This is a genomic window from Herbidospora sakaeratensis, assembly GCF_001570525.1.
Taxonomy (GTDB): Bacteria; Actinomycetota; Actinomycetes; order Streptosporangiales; family Streptosporangiaceae; genus Herbidospora; species Herbidospora sakaeratensis.
Genome location: NZ_BBXC01000014.1, coordinates 1 through 20,840, shown reverse-complemented (window position 1 = coordinate 20,840; position 20,840 = coordinate 1). Strand labels below are relative to the sequence as shown.

The following is a 20,840-nucleotide window of genomic DNA, read 5'->3' as shown; positions in this document are numbered from 1 at the left end:
GGTCGCGGCGGGCGACGTCGGCGGCCAGCACCGCGACCGCCGTACCGTGCCCGGCCAGCCGGGCCGCCCGCTCGGCGACGCCCGGGGCCTGCGGGCCCGAACGGCTCGTCAGCACGACGCGGGCGGCGCCGAGCTCGGCCAGCCAGTCGGCCACCTGCCCGCCGATCGCGCCGGTGCCGCCGGTGACCAGCACGCTGCCCCGGGCGAACCGCTCGCCCGCCGGCGCGCCGGCCGATGCGAGCGGGCGGCGGGCCCGCACCAGGCGGCGGCCCAGCACACCCGTCGCGCGGATCGCCACCTCGTTCTCGCCGCATCCGGCCAGCACCCCGGCGAGCCGGGTCGCGGCGCGGTCGTCGAGGACGGCCGGCAGGTCGATCAGGCCGCCCCACCGGTCGGGATGCTCCATGCCGGCCACCCGGCCGAGGCCCACGGCCTGCGCCTGGACCGGCCGGGACACCGTCTCGTTCGGCCCGGCCGCGACCGCGCCGCGCGTCAGCACCCACATCGGCGCGCCGACCGGGCCGAGCGCCCGCACCAGGGCGACCGTCGCGGCCAGGCCCGACGGCACGCCGGGGTGACCGGGCAGCGGGGCCTCGTCGAGTGCCAGCAGGGACAACACGCCCGCGACCGGGGTGTCCGGCAGCACGGCGGCCAGGTCCTCCCGGCTCGCTCCGGCGGGGACCGTGACCAGGGTGACGTCGGTGCGCGCGGCGGCCAGCGCCTTGACGCACTCCTCGGCCAGGCTGTGGCCGTCGGGGCCGGTCACCATCAGCCAGGCGCCCGGCAGCGGCGCGGGCTCGGGGTCGGGCACGGCCGCCCAGGTGATCCGGTAGCGCCAGTCGTCGACCGCCGACTCCTCGCGGTCGCGCCGCCGCCACGAGGCCAGCACCGGCAGCACCTCGCCGAACGGCCGGGCCGCGTCGACCTCGAGGGCGCCGGCCAGACCGGCCAGGTCGCCCTGCTCGACGGCGGCCCAGAAGGCGCTCTCCGCCGCCGTCGCGTCGCCGGCAGGGGCGGGCAGCGCCATCGGCTCGGCCCAGAAACGTCTGCGGGAGAAGGGGTAGGTCGGCAGGTCGACGCGCCGCCCGGGGCGCAGGACGGCGGGCCAGTCGACGTCCGCCCCCCGGACGTGGGCGCGGCCGAGCGCGGTCAGGACCGACGCCGGGGCCGGGGTCCGGGGGCGGAGCACCGGGACGAAGTCGTGGTCGCCGGGGGTGGTGAGGGCGGCCGACCCCATCGCCGACAGGGTGCCGTCGGGGCCGATCTCGACGAACACCGTGACGCCCAGCGCGGCCATCGTGTTCACCGCGTCGGCGAACCGCACCGCCTCCCGGGCCTGCGCCGGCCAGTATCCGGCCTCCGGGACGGTGACCTGCTCGCCCGTCAGCGCGCCGACCCACGGCACCGCCGGGGCGCGGTGGGTCAGCCCGGCGGCCGTCTCGCCCAGTTCCGGCAGGACCGGGTCCATCAGGGACGAGTGGAAGGCGTGGCTGACCCGCAGGCGGCGCACCCGCCGGCCCCGGTCGCGCCACCGCTCGGCGACCGCGTCGACCGCCGCCGCGTCGCCGGAGACGACCACCGACGAGGGTCCGTTCACCGCCGCCAGCGACACGGTTCCGAGGTCGGCGGCGATCTCGTCCTCGCTCGCCTCGACCGCCGCCATCGCGCCGCCGAGCGGCAGCCCCTGCATCAGCCGGGCCCTGGCCGCGACCAGCGCGCAGGCGTCCTCCAGGCTCAGCACCCCGGCCGCGTACGCCGCCGCGATCTCGCCGACCGAGTGACCGGCCACCGCGTGCGGCACGATGCCCGCCGCCGCCAGGACGGCGACCAGGCCGACCTCGACCGCGAACAACCCGGTCTGGGCGTAGAGCGTCTGGTCGGCCAGGGCGGCCTCCAGCGGGTCGCCGGGGTGGGCGGCGCCGTTCATGTCGCAGACGTTGGGCGCGCTGAGCACGACGTCGCGGACGGCCAGGCCCAGTTCGGCCTCCAGCACGTCGGCGACCCGGTCGAACGCCGCCGCGAAGACGGGGCTGGCCGCGTACAGCTCGCGGCCCATCCCGGCCCGCTGCGCGCCCTGCCCGGCGAACAGGAAGCCGACGCGGGCCGGCCGGCCCGCCTCGCCGGTGAGCACGCCGGACGACCGTTCGCCCGCCGCCAGCGCCCGCGCGGCCGACGCCAGCTCCCCGGCGTCGGCGCCGAGCAGCACGGCGCGGTGCTCGAACACCGACCGGGTGGTGGCCAGCGACCAGCCGACGTCGACGGGGTCGACGTCGGGGCCGAGGTCGGCCAGGCGGCGGGCCTGGGCGGCCAGCGCTTCGGGCGTGCGGGCCGAGATCGGCCAGGCCTGCGGTGCGCCGCTGAGGATCCCGGGCCGGTCGGCGGGCACGTCGGCCGGGGCGGCGGGGGCCTCCTCGACGACGACGTGGGCGTTGGTGCCGCTGATCCCGAAGCCCGACACCCCGGCCCGGCGCGGGCGCTCCCCCGCCGGCCAGGGCGCGGCCTCGGTCAGCAGCCGGGCCGCGCCAGCGGTCCAGTCGACGTGCGGGGAGGGCTCGTCGGCGTGCAGGGTGCGCGGGAGCTCCTCGTGCCGCAGCGCCAGCACCATCTTGATCACCCCGGCGACGCCGGCGGCGGCCCCGGTGTGGGCGATGTTCGACTTCACCGACCCGAGCCACACCGGCCGTTCGGCCGGCCGGTCCTGGCCGTACGTGGCGAGCAGGGCCTGCGCCTCGATGGGGTCGCCGAGCACGGTGCCGGTGCCGTGCGCCTCGACCGCGTCGACGTCGCCCGCCCGCAACCGGGCGTTGGCCAGGGCGGCCCTGATCACCCGCTGCTGCGCGGGCCCGTTGGGGGCGGTGAGGCCGTTGGACGCGCCGTCCTGGTTGACCGCGCTGCCGCGGATCACCGCCAGGATGCGGTGGCCGTTGCGGCGGGCGTCGGAGACCCGCTCCAGCAGCAGCATGCCGGCGCCCTCGCCCCAGCCGGTGCCGTCGGCGGACGCGCCGAAGGCCTTGCAGCGGCCGTCGGCGGCCAGGCCGCCCTGCCGCGAGAACTCGGTGAACAAGCCCGGCGTCGCCATCACGGTCGCGCCGCCGGCCAGCGCGAGCGCGCACTCGCCCGAGCGGAGCGCCTGGGCGGCCAGGTGGATGGCCACCAGCGAGGAGGAGCAGGCCGTGTCGACGGTGACGGCCGGGCCTTCGAGGCCGAGCGCGTAGGACACCCGGCCGGAGATGACGCTGCCCGCGCTGCCGGTGATGCCGTAGCCCTCCTGGCCGATGCCGTACCAGGAGCCGCCGTAGCCGCCCGCGAAGACGCCGGTCGCGCTGCCGCGCAGGGTCAGCGGGTCGATGCCGCCGTGTTCCAGGGCCTCCCAGGAGGTCTGCAGCAGCAGCCGCTGCTGCGGGTCCATCGCGAGCGCCTCACGCGGGCTGATGCCGAAGAAGGCGGGGTCGAACTCGGCGGCGTCGTAGAGGAACCCGCCCTGCCGGGTGGTCGAGGCGGCGTCACCGGAGCCGTCGGCGTAGACGGCGTCGGCGTCCCAGCCCCGGTCGGCCGGGAAACCCGCGACCGCGTCGACGCCGCCGCTCAGCAGCTCCCAGAACCGGCCGGGGGTGTCGGCGCCGCCGGGGAACCGGCAGCCGATGCCGACGATCGCGATCGGCTCGTCCGGGGCCGCCGCCACCGCGGGCGGCTCGGGCGCGACCGGCCGCGCCCCTGCGCGTCGCTGGAGTTCGGCCCGCAGGTACGCGGCCAGCGCGCGCGGCGCGGGATGGTCGAAGACCAGGGTGACGGGGAGTTTCAGGCCGGTCGCGGCGGTCAGCCGGTTGCGCAGCTCGACGGAGGTCAGCGAGTCGAACCCGGCGTCGCGGAACGCGCGGCCCGCCTCCATCTGGTCGGCCGTGGCGTGGCCGAGCACGGCGGCGGCGTGCGCGCGGATCAGGTCGGTCAGCACCCGGTCAGCCTCGGCCGCCGACAGCCCGGCCAGCTGGGCACGGAGCGCCTCTCCGGCCGCACCGCCCGGACCGGCCGCCCGGTCGGCGCCGCCCGACAGGACGCGGAGCAGGGGCGGCACCATGGCGTTGGTCCCGGCCTGCGCGACCTGGGCGCGCAGTGCGGCCACGTTGAGCCGGGCCGGGACGAGCAGGGCGTCGTCCAGGGTGAGCGCGAGGTCGAGCAGCGCGAGCGCCTCCTCGGCCGGCATCGCGGTGACGCCGCCCCGGGTCATCCGGTCGCGGTCACCGGCGCTGAGGTGGCCGGTCAGGCCGCTGGCGTCGGCCCACAACCCCCAGGCCAGCGAGACGCCGGGCAACCCGGCCGCCCGGCGGTGGGCGGCCAGGGCGTCGAGGAAGGCGTTGCCGGCGGCGTAGTTGCCCTGCCCGGCCGCGCCGAACGTCGCGGCGGCCGAGGAGAACAGGGCGAAGAAGTCGAGGTCGAGGCCGGCGGTGAGCCGGTGCAGATGCCAGGCGCCGTCGGCCTTGGGACGCATGACGGCGTCGACCCGGTCGGCGGTCAGCGAGCCGACGACCCCGTCGTCGAGCACGCCGGCGGTGTGCACGACACCGGTCAGCGGGACGTCGGCCGGGACCCCGGCCAGCAGCCCGGCCAGGGCGCGGGGGTCGGCGGCGTCGCAGGCGACGACGTGGACGGCCGCCCCCGCTTCGGCCAGGCCGGCGACCAGGTTGGCGACCCCTGCGGCCTGCGGGCCGCTGCGGCCCGAGAGCAGCAGCCGGGCGGCGCGACCGGTCACGGCCAGGTGGCGGGCGACCAGCCCGGCGAGGGTGCCGGTGCCACCGGTGATGAGCACGGTCCCGGCGGCGGCTCTGGCGGGGAGGGGCGCGGCGTCGGGGAGGGCGGCGTTCCCCGGGACGGGCGCGGCGGCGCGGACGGCGGCGCTGCCCGGGACGGGTGCGGCCTCGGGGAGGGCGGCGCTCCCCTGAATGAGCCCGGTCTCGCGGACAGCGGCGCTCCCCTGAATGAGCCCGGTCTCGCGGACAGCGGCGCTCCCCCGGACGGCTCCAGACTCGGTGACTGCTCCGCTCCCCGGGACGGCCCCCGACTCGGGGACTGCGGCGCTCCCGGGAATGGGTTCGGCCTCGGGGAGGGCGGCGCGGACGAGGCGGCGGCCGAGGGCCCGTCCGGTGCGGATCGCGAGTTCGGGTTCGCCGGAGCCGATGGCGGCGGCGAGCACGCCGATCGCCTCGGCGGTCTCGGCCGGGTCGGCGGGCAGGTCGGCGAGGATCAGCCGGTCGGGGTTCTCCGACTGCGCGGAGCGCACCAGGCCCCACGCCGCGGCGGCGGCCAGATCGGTGACAGTCTCGCCACGCCCGGCCGCCACGGCGCCACGGCTGACGAGGACCAGCCGGGCCTCGTCAGGGAGGTCGAGGGCGAGCCAGCGCTGGATCAGATCGAGCACCTCGGCGGTCGTGCGGCGGGCCGCCTCGGCGGGGTCGTCGTCGGGGTCAGCGTCGGGGCTGACGTCGGGGGTGCCGGCGTCGCCGACGAAGGCCAGGACCACTTCGAGATCCGCGTCGAGTTCGGCGCCCAGGTCGGCGCCCAGGTCGGCGCCCAGGCCGCCGTCGAGTCCGTTGCCGAGTCCGGCGTCGAGTCCGGTGCCGAGTCCGGCGTCGAGTCCGGTGCGGGTCTCCACGTCGACCCCGGCGGCGGCGAGCGAACCGGCGAGGTTGAGCGGGTCGTCGCCCGCTACGGCCCAGCGACCGGCCGAAGCCGCCACGGGGACCGGGACGGGCGTCCAGGCGACGGCGAACATCGCGTCGCGGGTGCGGGTCGCGGCGGCCCGGACCGTCTCCAGCGGGACCGGGCGCAGGGTCACCGACTCCACGGTCACGGCCGGGCCGCCCGTGGCGTCGGTCGCGGTCAGGGCCAGTCGTTCCCCGTCGAGGCGGGTCAGGCGGGCGCGCAGGGTGGTGGCCCCGGCGGTGTGCAGGGCGGTCCCGGTCCAGGCGGACGGCAGGAGGACGTCGGCGGGGCCGGCGGCGGGCCAGCCGGGGCCGGCCAGCGCGACCGCGTCGAGGGCGGCGGCCAGCAGGGCCGGGTGCAGGCCGTAGACCTCGGCCTCCTCGGGCAGGGTCACCTCTGCGAGCAGGTCGTCGCCGTCGAGCCACGCCGACTCCGCGAGCGGGACCGCGCCTGCGGGCGGCCAGGTCGCGGGGGGCGGGGGCGTGGGGGCCGGGCGGTCGGGGGTGACGCGGCCGTGGGCGTGGCGGGTCCAGGGGTCGTCCGAGCGGGCGCGCCGGGCGTGGATCTCGACCGTGCGCTCGCCGTCGGCGTCGGGTTCGCCCACGGCGACCTGGACCTGCAGCGGCGCGCCGGGCTCGATCGTCAGCGGCCGGTCGGTGCCGAGCTCGGCGACCCGGGGACAGCCGGCCTGGTAGCCGGCCACGATCGCGAGTTCGGCGAGCACGGTCGCGGCGGATGTGGGCTCGCCGAGCCAGGGCTGGTCGGCGAGGGAGAGCCGCCCGGTGACGACCAGGCCGCCGCCGTCGGCGAGTTCGACCGCCGCGCCGAGCAGCGGGTGGCCGACCGGGTCGAGCCCGGCCGAGCCGACGTCGCCCGCGCCCGAGAGGACCGGCCGGTACCAGTAGCGCTGGTGCTGGAAGGCGTAGGTCGGCAGGGCGATCCGGCGTCTGGCGGGAAGCACCTTCGGCCAGTCGACGGCGACGCCGTGCGCGTGCGCCTCGGCCAGCGCGGTCAGCACGCGGGCGGGGCCGCCCTCGTCCCGGCGGAGCGTGCCGGTGACGACCGGCGGCCGGTCGGGCTCGGCCTCGTCGAGGGTGGCCTGGACGGCGGCGGTCAGCACCGGATGGGGGGAGGTCTCGACGAAGACGGAGTAGCCGGCGTCGCCGAGCACCCGGACGGCGTCGGCGAACTGGACGGGGTTGCGGAGGCTGGCGTACCAGTACGCGGCGTCGGCCTCGGCGCCCTCCAGGATCTCGCCGGTCATGGACGACGTCATCGGCAACCGGCCGGGCCGGGGGACGATGGGGGCCAGCAGGGTGAGGATCTCGTCGCGGAGCTCCTCGACCTGCGGGCCGTGGGAGGCGTAGCCGACGGGGAGCCGCCGGGCCCGCACCCCGGCCGCCTCGCAGGCGGCGGCGAGCTCGTCGAGGGCGGCGGGATCGCCGGAGACCACGGTCGCGTCCGGGCCGTTGACCGCGGCGACGTCGGCCCGGCCGGCCCACGGGAGCAGCCGGGCCTCGACCGCGTCGGCCGGTTCGGCGATCGAGAGCATGCCGCCGCGTCCGGACAACGCCGTCAGCGCGCGGCTGCGGAGGGCCACCACTCTGGCCGCGTCGTCCAGGGTGAGGATCCCGGCGACGACGGCCGCGGCGATCTCGCCCTGGGAGTGCCCGAGCACCGCGTCGGGGCGCACCCCGGCCGCCTCCCACACCGCCGCAAGCGACACCATGACCGCCCACAACGCCGGCTGCACCACGTCGACCCGGTCGAGGTCCAGGTCATCGTCGAGCGACCAGTCGACATAAGGCGCGAGGGCCGCACCGCATTCGGCCATCCGTGCGGCGAACACCGGGCTGCTCGCGGCGAGCTCCCGGCCCATGCCCGCCCACTGCGAGCCCTGGCCGGGGAACACGAACACCACGCGCCCGCCGTTGCCGCCGGGCGGCACGGTGCCGGTCACGGCCGAGGCCGACGGCTCTCCCGCCGCGACGGCCGCCAGCCCGGAGAGCAGTTCCCGCCGGGTACCGCCGAGGACGACGGCGCGGTGCTCGAACACCGAACGGGTGGTGGCCAGCGACCACGCCACGTCGCCGACCGCCTCGTCGCCCGGGTCGGCCAACCGGTCCGCCATGTGATCGGCCAGGTGCTCGGCCCCGTGATCAGCCAGGCGCTCCGCCACACGGTCGGCCAGACGGTCCGCCAGGTGATCGGCCAGGTGCTCGGCCCCGTGATCAGCCAGGCGCTCCGCCACACGGTCGGCCGGGCGATTCGCCTCGTGGTCGGTCAGGTGGGCGGCCAGGCGGCTTGCCTGGGTGGTCAGGCCCGTGGCCGTGCGGCTTGAGATCAGCCAGGCGGTGGCGCCCGACAACACCGGCGGGGCGGCCGGGGCCGGGACCTCCTCGGCCGGGGCGGCCTCCTCGATGATGACGTGGGCGTTGGTGCCGCTCATGCCGAACGAGGAGACGCCGGCCCGCCGGGGGCGTCCGTCGGCCTGCCATGGCCGCGCCTCGGCCAGGAGCCGGACGTTCCCGGCGGACCAGTCGATGGTGCCCGCGGGGTCGTCCGCGTGCAGGCTGCGGGGCAGTTCCTCGTGCTGGAGGGCCAGCACCATCTTCATCACGCCGGCCGCGCCCGCCGCGGCCTGGGTGTGGGCCAGGTTCGACTTCACCGAGCCGAGCCACACCGGCCGGTCGGCCGGCCGGTCGCGGCCGTAGACGGCCATGAGGGCCTGGGCCTCGATGGGGTCGCCGAGTGTGGTGCCGGTGCCGTGGGCCTCGACGGCGTCGACGTCGGCCGCGGTCAGCCGCGCGTTGGCCAGCGCGGCGCGGATCACCCGCTGCTGCGAGGGGCCGTTGGGGGCGGTCAGGCCGTTCGAGGCGCCGTCCTGGTTCACCGCGCTGCCGCGGATGACGGCCAGCACAGGGTGGCCGTTGCGGCGGGCGTCCGACAGGCGCTCCAGCAGCAGCATGGACGCGCCCTCGGCCATGCCCATGCCGTCGGCGGAGGCCGAGAACGCCTTGCAGCGCCCGTCCTGGGCGAGGCCGCGCTGGCGGGAGAAGCCGACCAGCGCCCCGGGCGTCGCCATGACGGTCACGCCGCCCGCCAGGGCCAGGGAGCACTCCCCGGTCCGCAGCGCCTGCGCGGCCAGGTGCAGGGCCACCAGCGACGACGAGCAGGCGGTGTCGACGGTGACGGCCGGACCCTCCAGGCCGAGGGTGTACGAGACCCGTCCCGAGATCACACTGGTCGAGGCGCCGGTCATCAGGTGCCCCTCGGAACCGCCGCCGCCCGACGCGCCGTAGCCCCACGACGATCCGCCGGCGAACACGCCCGTGGACGAGCCCCGCAGGCTGACCGGGTCGAGGCCGGCCCGCTCCAGGGCCTCCCACGAGACCTCCAGGAGGAGCCGCTGCTGCGGGTCCATCGCCTGGGCCTCGCGGGGGCTGATGCCGAAGAAGCCGGGGTCGAAGTCGGCCGCGTCGTGCAGGAAGCCGCCCGAGCGGGCGTAGGAGGTGCCGGCCTTGTCGGGGTCGGGGTCGTACAGGGCCTCCAGGTTCCAGCCCCGGTCGCCGGGCAGGTGGGTGATCGCGTCCCGGCCCTCGGAGAGCAGTTCCCACAACGCCTCGGGGTCGTGGACGCCCCCGGGGAAGCGGCAGCCCATGCCGACGATGGCGATCGGCTCGCCCAGTTCCGGGGCGGCGGCCGGGAGGGAGGCGTCCTCGACCAGGACGCCGAGCAACTCGGCGGCCAGGTGGGCGGCCAGGACGGCCGTGGTCGGGTAGTCGAACACCAGGGTGGCCGGCAGCCGGAGCCCGGTGGCCTCGTTCAGCCGGTTGCGCAGGTCGACGGCGGTGAGCGAGTCGAAGCCGAGGTCGCCGAAGGCGCGGCCGGGCTCGATCGCGTCCGGTGAGGCGTGCCCGAGCACGGCGGCGACGTGGGTGCGGACGAGGTCGACGAGGGTCCGGTCGCGGTCGGCCGCGGGCAGACGGAGCAGCCGCTCGCGCAGCGCGCCCGACCCGCCGCCGGTGTTCACCGCCGCCGTCACGCCCGCGCGGATCGGGCCGGACAGTTCGCGCAGCAGCGGCGGCAGCGCGCCGCCGCGCGCCGCGACGGCGCGGAGCCCGGCCACGTCGAGCCGGAACGGCACGAGCAGGGCGTCGTCGCGGGCCAGGGCCCGGTCGAGGACGGCCAGGCCCTCGTCGGCGCCGAGTTCGTTGCCGCCCCCGCCGGTGGCCCTGGCGAGCAGCCCGGCGCTCAGGTTGCGGCCGATGCCCTCCCCGGCGACCCAGGCGCCCCAGGCCAGCGACAGGCCGGGCAGCCCGGCGGCGCGGCGGTGGGCGGCCAGGCCGTCGAGGAAGGCGTTGCCGGCGGTGTAGTTGCCCTGGCCGGCGCTGCCGAACGTGGCCGCCGCCGAGGAGAACAACACGAACAGGTCCAGGTCGAGCTCCCGGGTGAGCTCGTGCAGCAACCAGGCCGCGTCGGTCTTGGGCCGCATCACGGCGTCGACCCGCTCGGGGGTGAGCGAGCCGAGCACGCCGTCGTCGACGATCCCGGCGGTGTGGACGACGCCGGTCAGCCGCTCCCCGGCCGTCAGTGCCGCCACGGCGGCCCGGTCGGTGACGTCGGCGGCGGCCACGTGCGCGTCGGCGCCGGCCTCGGCCACCCCGGCGGCCACGAGCGCGGCCCCGGCGGCGGCCGGACCGGACCGGCTGACCAGCAGCAGCCGCCGCGCCCGGCCGGTGACGGCGAGGTGGCGGGCGGTCAGGCCGGCGAGCGTGCCGGTGCCGCCGGTGACCAGCACCGTCCCGGGCACTCGTGGAGCCGTTTCGGCGGGCTCCGACACGGCGGGCCGGACCAGGCGGCGGCCGTGCGCACGCCCGTCCCGGACGGCCAGTTCCGGTTCGCCCGAGCCGAGCGCGCCGAGCAGCACGTCCATCGAGCCGTCGTCGCCGACCGGCAGGTCGGCCAGCACGAGGCGGCCGGGGTTCTCCGACTGCGCCGACCGCAACAACCCGAGCGCCGCCGCGGCGGCCAGGTCGGTGACGTCCTCCCCGGGCCGGGCGGCGACCGCGCCCCGGGTGACGACGACCAGGCGGCCGTCGGTGTCGCCCGCCAGCCAGTCGCGGACCAGCGTCAGGGCCTCGTTGCTCACCCGCCGCGCCGCCCGCCCCTGGTCGGGGTCGCCGGCTCCGCCGATCTCGGCCAGCACGACGCCGGGGGTCGCGGCGTGGTCGCCGGTGAGGGGGATCGGCACCCATTCGACGCCGAACAGCACGTCGCGGGTGGTGTCGGCGGCCGCGACGGGGCGCAGCGCCAGCGATCCGACGGAGACCACGGGCGTGCCCGCGCCGTCGACCGCGAGCAGCGACACCGCGCCGTTCGGGTCGCGCCGCAGCCGGGCCCGCAGGGTCGTCGCCCCGGCGGCGTGGAGGGAGACGTCCGACCAGGCGAAGGGCATGCGCGGGCCGGTCTCGCCGGACGCGGTCAGCCAGACCGCCTGGAGCGCGGCGTCGAGCAGGGCCGGGTGCAGGCCGAAGGCGGCGGCGGTCGCGTCGGCGGGGTCGGGCAGGGCCGCCTCGGCGAAGACGTCGTCGCCCCGGCTCCAGGCGGCGGCCAGTCCGCGGAAGGCGGGGCCGAAGTCCTGGCCGGCCGCCGCGAGGGCGTCGTACAGGCCGTCGACCCCGAGCGGGGCCGCGCCTTCGGGCGGCCAGACGGCGAAGTCGGCGGTGTCGGAGGGAACGGGACCGGCGGGGCCGACGCGTCCGGCGGCGTGCCGGGTCCACGGGGTGCCGGCGTCCTGCGACCGGGCGAAGATCTCCAGGTCGCGCAGGCCGTCGGGGCCGGGGCCGCCCAGGGTGACCTGGACCTGGACCTCCTCGTCGGGGGGCAGCACCAGCGGGGCGGCCAGGGTCAGCTCGTCGACGCGGGTGCAGCCGGCCAGGTGGCCGGCGACGACGGCCAGCTCGACGAAGCCCGTGCCGGGGAACAACGTGGCGCCGCCCACGACGTGGTCGCCGAGCCACGGCTGGGCGCGTGCCGACAACCGTCCGGTGACCACGGTGACGTCGCCGTCGGCGAGGTCGACGGCCGCGCCCAGCAGGGCGTGCCCGACCGAGTTCAGGCCGGCCGAGCGCAGGTCCCCGGCGCCCCCCGCCGAGGGCGAGGGCCAGTAGCGGTGGCGGCGGAAGGCGTAGGTGGGCAGGTCGACGCGGGATCCGCGGGTCAGCACCGTGGGCCAGTCGACGGCGACGCCCCGGACGTGCAGTTCGGCGAGGGAGGTCAGCAGGCGGGTCGCGCCGCCGTCGTCGCGGCGCAGCGTGCCCGCCACGACCGCGCCCTCGTCGAGCGTGTCGGCGACCGCCGCCGTCAGCACCGGATGGGGCGACACCTCGACGAAGACGCCGTGGCCGCTCTCCCGCAGCGCCCGGGTGGCCGCGTCGAACCGGACGGGCGCGCGCAGGCTCGCGTACCAGTAGCCGGCGTCGGCCTCGGGGCCGGTCAGCGGCTCGCCGGTCATCGCCGAGATCATCGGGACGGCGGCCGGGCGGGGGCTGATCCCGTCGAGCAGGCGCAGGATCTCCTCGCGCAACTCCTCGACCTGGGGGCCGTGGGAGGCGTAGTCGACGGGCAACATCCGGGCCCGGACGCCGTCGCGCTCGCAGGCGGCCAGCAACTCGGCCAACGCCGAAGGGTCACCGGAGAGCACGGTCGCCGCCGGGCCGTTGACCGCCGCGATGGAAACCGGGCCGAACGTATGCCAACCGCCCGAGACCAGGCCGGCGGAATCCGGGCCGGCGCCCGCGACCCGATCGGAGGCCCACGCTTCGATCCGGTCTCTCACCGCGTCGACCGGTTCGGCGATCGAGAGCATGCCGCCCTTGCCCGACAAGGCCACCAGCGCCTTGCTGCGCAACGCCACGACCTTGGCGGCGTCGTCCAGGGAGAGGATTCCGGCGACCACGGCGGCGGCGATCTCCCCCTGCGAGTGGCCGACCACCGCGTCGGGTGTCACCCCGGCCACCTGCCAGACCGCCGCGAGCGACACCATGACCGCCCACAACGCGGGCTGGACGACGTCCACCCGGTCCAGGTCGAGGTCGTCGTCGAACGACCAGTCGAGGTAGGGGGCGAGGGCGGCGCGGCACTCGGCCATTCGGGCGGCGAACACCGGAGACGAAGCGGCCAGCTCACGGCCCATGCCGGCCCACTGCGAGCCCTGGCCCGGGAAGACGAACACGACCGGTCCGGCCGCGCCCGCCGTGCCGGTGACCACCTCGGCCGCCGGGTGCCCGGCCGCCAGGGCCGGCAGGCCCGCGGCGACGTCGCCGACGACCACGGCGCGGTGCTCGAAGGCGGTCCGGGTGGTGGCCAGCGACCAGCCGACGTCGGCGGGGTCGAGGCCGGGCACGGCTTCGGCCAGCCGGGCGGCCTGGGCCCGCAGTCCCTCCGGGGAACGGGCCGACACCAGCCAGGCCGTCGCGCCGGGCAGGACCGGGGTGGTCCCGGCGGGCGCGGCCTCGTCGTGACGGGGGGCCTCTTCGAGGATCAGGTGGGCGTTGGTGCCGCTGATGCCGAACGAGGAGACGCCCGCGCGGCGGGGCCGGTCGCCGGCCGGCCAGGGCACCGGCGCGGTGAGCAGCTTGAGGTCGCCCGCCGACCAGTCGACGTGCGGGGACGGCTCGGCCGCGTGCAGGGTGGCGGGCAGTTCGGCGTGCCGCAGCGCGAGCACCATCTTCATCACGCCGGCCACGCCGGCGGCCTGCTGGGCGTGCCCGATGTTCGACTTCACCGAGCCCAGCCACAACGGGCGGCCCTCGGGCCGGTCCTGGCCGTAGGTGGCCAGCAGCGCCTGGGCCTCGATCGGGTCGCCGAGGGTGGTGCCGGTGCCGTGCGCCTCGACGGCGTCGACGTCGGCGGCCGTCAGGCCCGCGCCCGCCAGCGCGGCCCTGATCACCCGCTGCTGCGAAGGACCGTTGGGAGCGGTCAGGCCGTTGGACGCGCCGTCCTGGTTGATCGCGCTGCCCGCGATCACCGCCAGCACGGGGTGCCCGTTCCGGCGGGCGTCCGAGAGCCGCTCCAGCACGACCATGCCCGCGCCCTCGCCGAGCGCCATGCCGTCGGCGGCGGCGGAGAACGCCTTCGAGCGCCCGTCGGCGGCGAGCGCGCCCTGGAGGGAGAAGCTGAGGAACTCGGCCGGGTCGACCATGATCATCACTCCGCCGGCCAGGGCCAGGGAGCACTCCCCCGTGCGCAACGAGGCGGCGGCCAGGTGCAGCGAGACGAGGGACGCCGAGCAGGCCGTGTCCACCGTGACCGCCGGGCCCTCCAGCCCGAGGGTGTACGACACCCGGCCCGAGATCACGCTGGGGATGTTGCCGGTGAGCAGGTGCCCCTCCGCGCCGTCGGCGGTCGCGCCGAGGGCCGAGTAGCCCGAGGCGGCCGCGCCGACGAAGACGCCGGTCATCGAGCCGCGCAGCGACGCCGGGTCGATGCCCGCGTGCTCCAGGGCCTCCCACGAGGTCTCCAGCAGCAGCCGCTGCTGCGGGTCCATCGCCAGCGCCTCGCGGGGGCTGATCCGGAAGAAGCCCGCGTCGAAGTCGCCCGCGCCGTCGACGAAGCCTCCTTCGGTCGCGGACGACGTCCCGATGCCCTCCCAGCCCTCCCAGCCCCGGTCGGCGGGGAACCCGGAGATGGTGTCCGTGCCCTCGCTGAGCATGCGCCACAGGGCGTCCGGGCCGTCGACGCCGCCGGGGAACCGGCAGCCCATGCCGACGACGGCGATCGGGTCGCCGCTCACCGCGGCCGTCACCGGGGCGGCCGGCTGACCGGCTCCGGCGAGCTGGTCGCCGATGTGGCGGCACAGGGCGGCGGGGGTCGGGTAGTCGAAGACGAGGGTGGCGGCCAGCCGCAGGCCGGTGGCCTCGTTCAGCCGGTTGCGCAGCCCGACGGCGGTGAGCGAGTCGAAGCCGAGTTCGGCGAAGGTCCGGCCGGGTTCGACGCCGTCCGGGGAGTCGTGCCCGAGCACGGCGGCGACGTGGGAGTGCACGAGCCGGGTCAGGATCCGCTCCCGCTCGGCGGCCGGCACCCGCGCCAGCTGCCGGTGCAGCGGGCCCGATCCCGCGCCGGTGTTCACGGCCGACGCGACACCCGCGCGGGCCGGTCCGGCCAGCGTGCGCAGCAGCGGCGGCAGGGCCGCGCCCCGGGTCGCGGCGGCGCGGAGCCCGGCGACGTCCAGCCGGAAGGGGACGAGCAGCGCCTCGTCGCGGGCCAGGGCCGTGTCGAGCAGGGCCAGGCCCTCTTCCGCGCCGAGTTCGGCGGTGCCGCCGCCGGTGGCCCGGGCGAGCAGGTCGTGGCTGAGCGTGCGGCCGATGCCGGCGCCGGTGACCCACGAGCCCCAGGCCAGCGACAGGCCGGGCAGTCCGGCGGCGCGGCGGTGGGCGGCCAGGCCGTCGAGGAAGGCGTTGGCGGCGGTGTAGTTGCCCTGTCCGGGCCCGCCGAAGGTGGCGGCGGCCGAGGAGAACAGCACGAACAGGTCGAGGTCGAGGTCGCGGGTCAGCTCGTGCAGGATCCACGCCGGGTCGGTCTTGGGCCGCATGACCAAGTCGACGCGTTCGGGGGTGAGCGACGCGATCACGCCGTCGTCGATGACGCCGGCGGCGTGCACGACGCCGGTCAGCCGTTCCCCGTCCAGCAGCCCGGCCAGGCATTCGCGGTCGGCGGCGTCGGCCGCCGCGATCCGGGCGTCCACGCCCGACTCGGCGAGGTCGGCGGCCAGCAGGGCGGCCCCGGCGGCGGCCGGGCCGGAGCGGCTGACCAGGAGCAGGCGGCGGGCCCGGCCGGTGGCGGCGAGGTGGCGCGCGGTCAGGCCTGCCAGCGTGCCGGTGCCGCCGGTGATCACGACGGTGCCCGGGTCGCCGGTTCTGAAGGGGGCGGGAGTGGCGGCGGCCGGGCGGACCAGGCGGCGTCCGTACGCGCGCTGGTCGCGGATCGCCAGCTCCGGTTCGGCGGAGCCGAGGGCCCCGGCCAGCACCCCGACGGGCAGCGCCTCGGCGGGCAGGTCGACCAGGACGGTACGGCCCGGGTCCTCCGACTGCGCCGAGCGCAGCAGGCCCCAGACGGCCGCCGCGCCCAGGTCGGTGACGTCCTCGCCGGGCAGCGCGGCGACCGCGCCCCGGGTGACCACGACGAGACGGCTGCCGGGCAGCGGCGCGGCCATCCAGTGCCGCGCGACCTCCAGCGCTCCGGCCGCCAGGTCCCTGGCCGCCTTCGCCCGGTCGTCATGGCCGGTCCCGTCGAGCCCGGCCAGCACCACTTCCGGTACGAGGTCGCCCGACTCGGCGGCGGCGGTGAGGGAGGCAAAGTCGGGATAGAGCACGAGGTCGGCCCCGGCCCCCGACAACGCGGGCGCGAGCCCGAGGGGGTCGGCGCCGACGACGCCCCAGCGGCCGACCGGGGCGGCCGAGACCGGCACGGGCGTCCACTCGACGGCGAACAGCGTGTCCTTCGGGGCGGGCGCGGCCGTGGTGTCCACCGGGCGCAGGTCCACCGATCCGGCGGAGACGACCGGGTTGCCCGCGCCGTCGACCGCCAGCACCGACACCGCGCCGTCCGCTCCGTGCCGCAGCCGGGCGCGGACCGTGGTCGCGCCGGCCGCGTACACCGAGACGTCCGACCAGCGGGCGGGCAGGTGCGGCCGCGCGTCCGCGTCGGCGGGGCGGGTCAACCAGGCGGCCTGGAGCACCGTGTCCAGGACGGCCGGGTGCAGGCCGAAGGCGCCGGTGGCGGTCTGCTCGGGCAGGGTGACCTCGGCGAACACGTCGTCGCCGCGCCGCCACACCGCCTCCAGGCCGTGGAACGCGGGGCCGAGGTCGTGCCCGGTCTCCGCGAGCGCCTCGTAGAGGCCCTCGACGGGGATCGGTTCCGCGTCGGGCGGGGGCCAAGGGGTCCAGTCGCCGGGGTCGGCGGGGGTGACCGGGCCGACACGGCCGGTGGCGTGCCGGGTCCATTCGGGGCCGCCCTCGGCGGGGCGGGCGAAGATCTCGACCTCGCGCAGGCCGTCGGGGCCCGGCGCGCCGACGGTGACCTGGACCTGGATCTCCTCGTCGGGGCCGAAGGTCAGCGGTCCGGCCGGGGCCAGCGTGTCAATGCGGGTGCAGCCGGCGAGGTGGCCCGCGACGACCGCGAGCTCGACGAGCACGGCCGACGGGAGGTGGGGCGTCCCGGCGATCGTCTGCTCGGCCAGCCAGGGCTGGGCGCGGGGCGAGAGCCGCCCGGTCAGCACCAGGCCGTCGCCGTCGGCCAGTTCGACGGCGGCGCCGAGCAGGGGGTGGCCGACCGCGTTCAGCCCGGCCGACCGCAGGTCGCCGACGCCGCCGGTCAACGACGGCGGCCAGTAGCGCCGCCGCTGGAAGGCGTAGGTCGGCAGGCCGACCGGGGAGCCGGTGGGCAGGACCGTGGTCCAGTCGACGGCGACGCCGTGCACGTGCGCCTCGGCGAGGGAGGTCAGCAGCCGGTCCGGGCCGCCGTCGTCGCGGCGGAGGGTGCCGGTGACGACCGCGCCGTCGAGGGTGGCGGCGATCGACGTCGTGAGCACCGGGTGCGGGGAGACCTCGACGAACACGCCGTGGCCGTCGCGGCCGAGCCGCTCGACGCCCTCGGCGAACCGGACGGTGGCGCGCAGGCTCGCGTACCAGTACTCGGGCCCGGCCGTCTCGCCGTCGAGGTAGTCGGCGGTCATCCCGGAGACCATCGGGATCGCCGCCGGGCCGGGGGTGATGCCGTCCAGGGCCGTCAGGATCTCGTCCCGGATGGCCTCGACCTGGGGGCCGTGCGGGGCGTAGTCCATCGGCACGAACCGGGCCCGGACCCCGTCGCGCTCGCACTCCTCGGCCAGCGCCTGCAGGTCGTCGACCGCGCCCGAGACGGTGACGGCCTCCGGGCCGTTGACCGTCGCCACCGCCAGCCGGGGGTGCCCGGACAACCGGGCCTCGACCGCTTCCAGGGACGCCGCGAGCGACAACACCCCGCCGTTTCCGGCCATCGCCCTCATGGCCAGGCCACGCCGGGCCACCACCTTCGCGCCGTCGGCCAGGGACAACACCCCCGCCACGGTGGCCGCCGCGATCTCTCCCTGGCTGTGCCCGATGACCGCGTCGGGTCGCACACCCGCCGCCTCCCAGACGGCCGCCAGCGACACCATCACCGCCCACAACGCCGGATGCACCACGTCGATACGCGACAGATCGGCGTCCATCAGATCCCAGTCCACGTGCGGCGCCAAAGCCTCCGCGCACTCGGCCAGCCGCGCCGCGAACACCGGGCTCGCCTGCGCCAGCTCACGCCCCATCCCGGCCCACTGGCCCCCCTGACCGGGGAAGACGAACACGACCGGCCCGGCGCCTCCCCCGGCGGGGACGACGCCGGTGACCAGGTTGGCCGCCGGCAGGCCGGCGGTGAGGGCGGTCAGGCCGCCGGTCAGCGCGTCGCGGTCGCGGCCCAGGACGACGGCGCGGTGCTCGAACGCCGCGCGGGTGGTGGCCAGCGACCAGCCGATGTCGGCCGGGTCGAGCTCCGCCGCCCCCGCGCCGAACACGGCCAGCCGGCCGGCCTGCGCGGTCAGCGCGGCGGCGGTGCGCCCCGACACGGGCCAGGCCGTCGCCGGGCCGTCGAGGACCTTCGGCTCGCCCGGGGCGGCGGCGGCCTCCTCGGCGGGCGCCTCCTCGATGACGACGTGGGCGTTGGTGCCGCTGATGCCGAACGCCGAGATCCCGGCGCGGCGCACCCGGTCGTCGGCGGGCCACGCCACCGGCTCGGTCAGCAGCCGGACGTCGCCGGCCGACCAGTCGACGCGGGGGGTGGGCTCGTCGACGTGCAGGGTGCGGGGCAGTTCCCGGTGCCGCAGCGCCTGCACCATCTTGATCACGCCGGCCGCCCCGGCGGCGGCGCCGGTGTGGCCGAGGTTCGACTTCACCGAACCGAGCCACAGCGGGCGGTCCGGGGCGCGGCCGCGCCCGTAGGTGGCCAGGATCGCCTGGGCCTCGATCGGGTCGCCGAGCACGGTGCCGGTGCCGTGCGCCTCGACGGCGTCCACGTCGGCCGGGGACAGGCGGGCGTTCGACAACGCGGCCCTGATGACCCGCCGCTGGGCGGGTCCGTTGGGGGCCGACAACCCGTTGCTGGCGCCGTCCTGGTTGACGGCGCTGCCGCGGATCACGGCGAGCACCGGGTGGCCGTTGCGGCGGGCGTCGTCGAGCCGCTCCAGCAGGAACATGGCGGCGCCCTCGCTCCAGCCGATGCCGTCGGCGGCCCCGGCGAACGCCTTGCACCGCCCGTCGGCGGCCAGGCCGCCCTGCTCGGCGAAGTCGGCGAAGGAGTCGGGGTTGGCCAGCACGGTCACCGCGCCGGCCAGCGCCATCGTGCACTCCTCGGCGCGCAGCGACTGGCAGGCCAGGTGGAGCGCGACCAGGGACGACGAGCAGGCCGTGTCGACCGTCACGGCGGGCCCCTCCAGGCCCAGCGTGTAGGCGATGCGCCCGGAGATGACGGCGGTCAGGCCGCCGGTGAGCATGTACCCCTCGGTGCCCTCGATGCCCGCGACGCTCACGCCGTAGCCGGAGTTGGAGCCGCCCGCGAAGACGCCGGTCTTCGAGCCGCGCAGCCGCGCCGGGTCGAGGCCCGCCTGTTCGAGGGTCTCCCAGGTGACCTCCAGCAGCATGCGCTGCTGCGGGTCCATCGCCAGGGCCTCACGGGGGCTGATGCCGAAGAAGCCGGGGTCGAACATGGGGGCGTCGTGGACGAAGCCTCCGGTCTGGACGTACTTCGTCTCGGTGCCCGCGACGACGGCCTCCCAGCCCCGGTCGCCGGGGAAGCCGGTGATCGCGTCGCCCCCGTCGGCGACGAGGTCCCAGAGGCTTTCGGGGTCGGTCACCCCGCCGGGGAACCGGCAGCCCATGCCGACGATCGCGATGGGCGCCCACGAGGCGGCGCTCAGCTCCCGGTTGCGCCGGCGCAGCCGGTCCGTCTCCTTGAGTGAGGCCCGCAGCGCGTCGAGGACCTTGTCCGCCGGCATGGTCATTTCGACAACCTCCACGCGTCGCCAAGCATCAGAAGTCAGCACTTTCGGAATCGAGCGCCATCCGGACCAGGCTCTCGGCGTCGAGCGCGTCGATGTCGCCCTCGGCCGCGCCGCCGGGGTCCGGGGCGCCGCCGTCGGGGTCGGCCAGCCGCAGCAGGGCGTCGAGGATGCCCGCGTCGCGGAACCGGGACAACGCGGTGGTGGCCAGCACCCGCCGGAGCTGCTCCTCCTCGGCGTCGGCGCCGTCCGCGCCGTCCAGGACGAGGAGTTCCCGCAGGTAGTCGGCGACCGCGGCGGTGGTCGGGTAGTCGAAGACGACCGTGGCGGGCAGTCTCAGGCCGGTCGCCGAGGTCAGCCGGTTGCGCAGTTCGACGGCGATCATCGAGTCGAACCCGAGGTCGCTGAAGGCGCGGCGCGGCTCGACCGCCTCGGGCGAGGCCTGGCCGAGCACGGCCGCGACGTGCGCCCGGACGAGGGTGAGCAGCAGGCGTTCCTGCTGGTCCGGCGTCAGCGCGGCCAGTTCGCGGCGCAGGGCCTCGGTGACCTCGGCGGCGTCGCCTTCCGGCTCGGCGGCCGGGGGCGCGGCCAGGGCCCGCCAGACGGGGGCGTCCCCGATCCGGTCGCGCAGCCGCGCCGGGACCAGCACGCCCGCCCCGCGGTCGAGCGCCAGGTCGAGCACGGCCGGCAGGTCGTCGTCGTCGAGACCGTCGCCCCAGGCCAGGACGGTCGCGCCGTGGGCGGCCAGGGCTTCGAGCAGGCCCGCCTGGGCGGCGCTGCCGTCCGGGGCGTCGCCGAGGATCGCGTCGAGGGTGGTGAACAGCAGGAACGTGCCGGGGTCGAGGCCGCGCAGGCGCGTGATCGCGTCCCGATCGGGCCCGGCCTCGTGGATCACCGTCGCGGGCGCAAGTCCATCCGGGAGGGCCGTGACCATCAGGACGTCCGCGCCCGTGGCGGCCAGCCCGGCGGCCAGGGCGGCCGTGCCCGGGGCGGCGGGGCCGTCCGGGGTGGCGACGGTGACGGCGGTGGCGCGGCCGGTCGCGGCCAGGTGGCAGGCGGCGCGGGCCGGGGC

The 20,840-nt window shown here is 77.5% G+C and carries 2 protein-coding genes; both read right to left on the bottom strand.

The genetic code is table 11. The annotated features are described in order from the left end of the window. A partial coding sequence (locus AW271_RS42475) for a type I polyketide synthase (protein WP_062339540.1) occupies positions 1 to 19,771 on the bottom strand: 19,771 nt, incomplete at its 3' end. Between the two features lie 28 nt (positions 19,772 to 19,799). After that, a partial coding sequence (locus AW271_RS23000) for an acyl carrier protein (RefSeq protein WP_169806386.1) occupies positions 19,800 to 20,840 on the bottom strand: 1,041 nt, incomplete at its 5' end.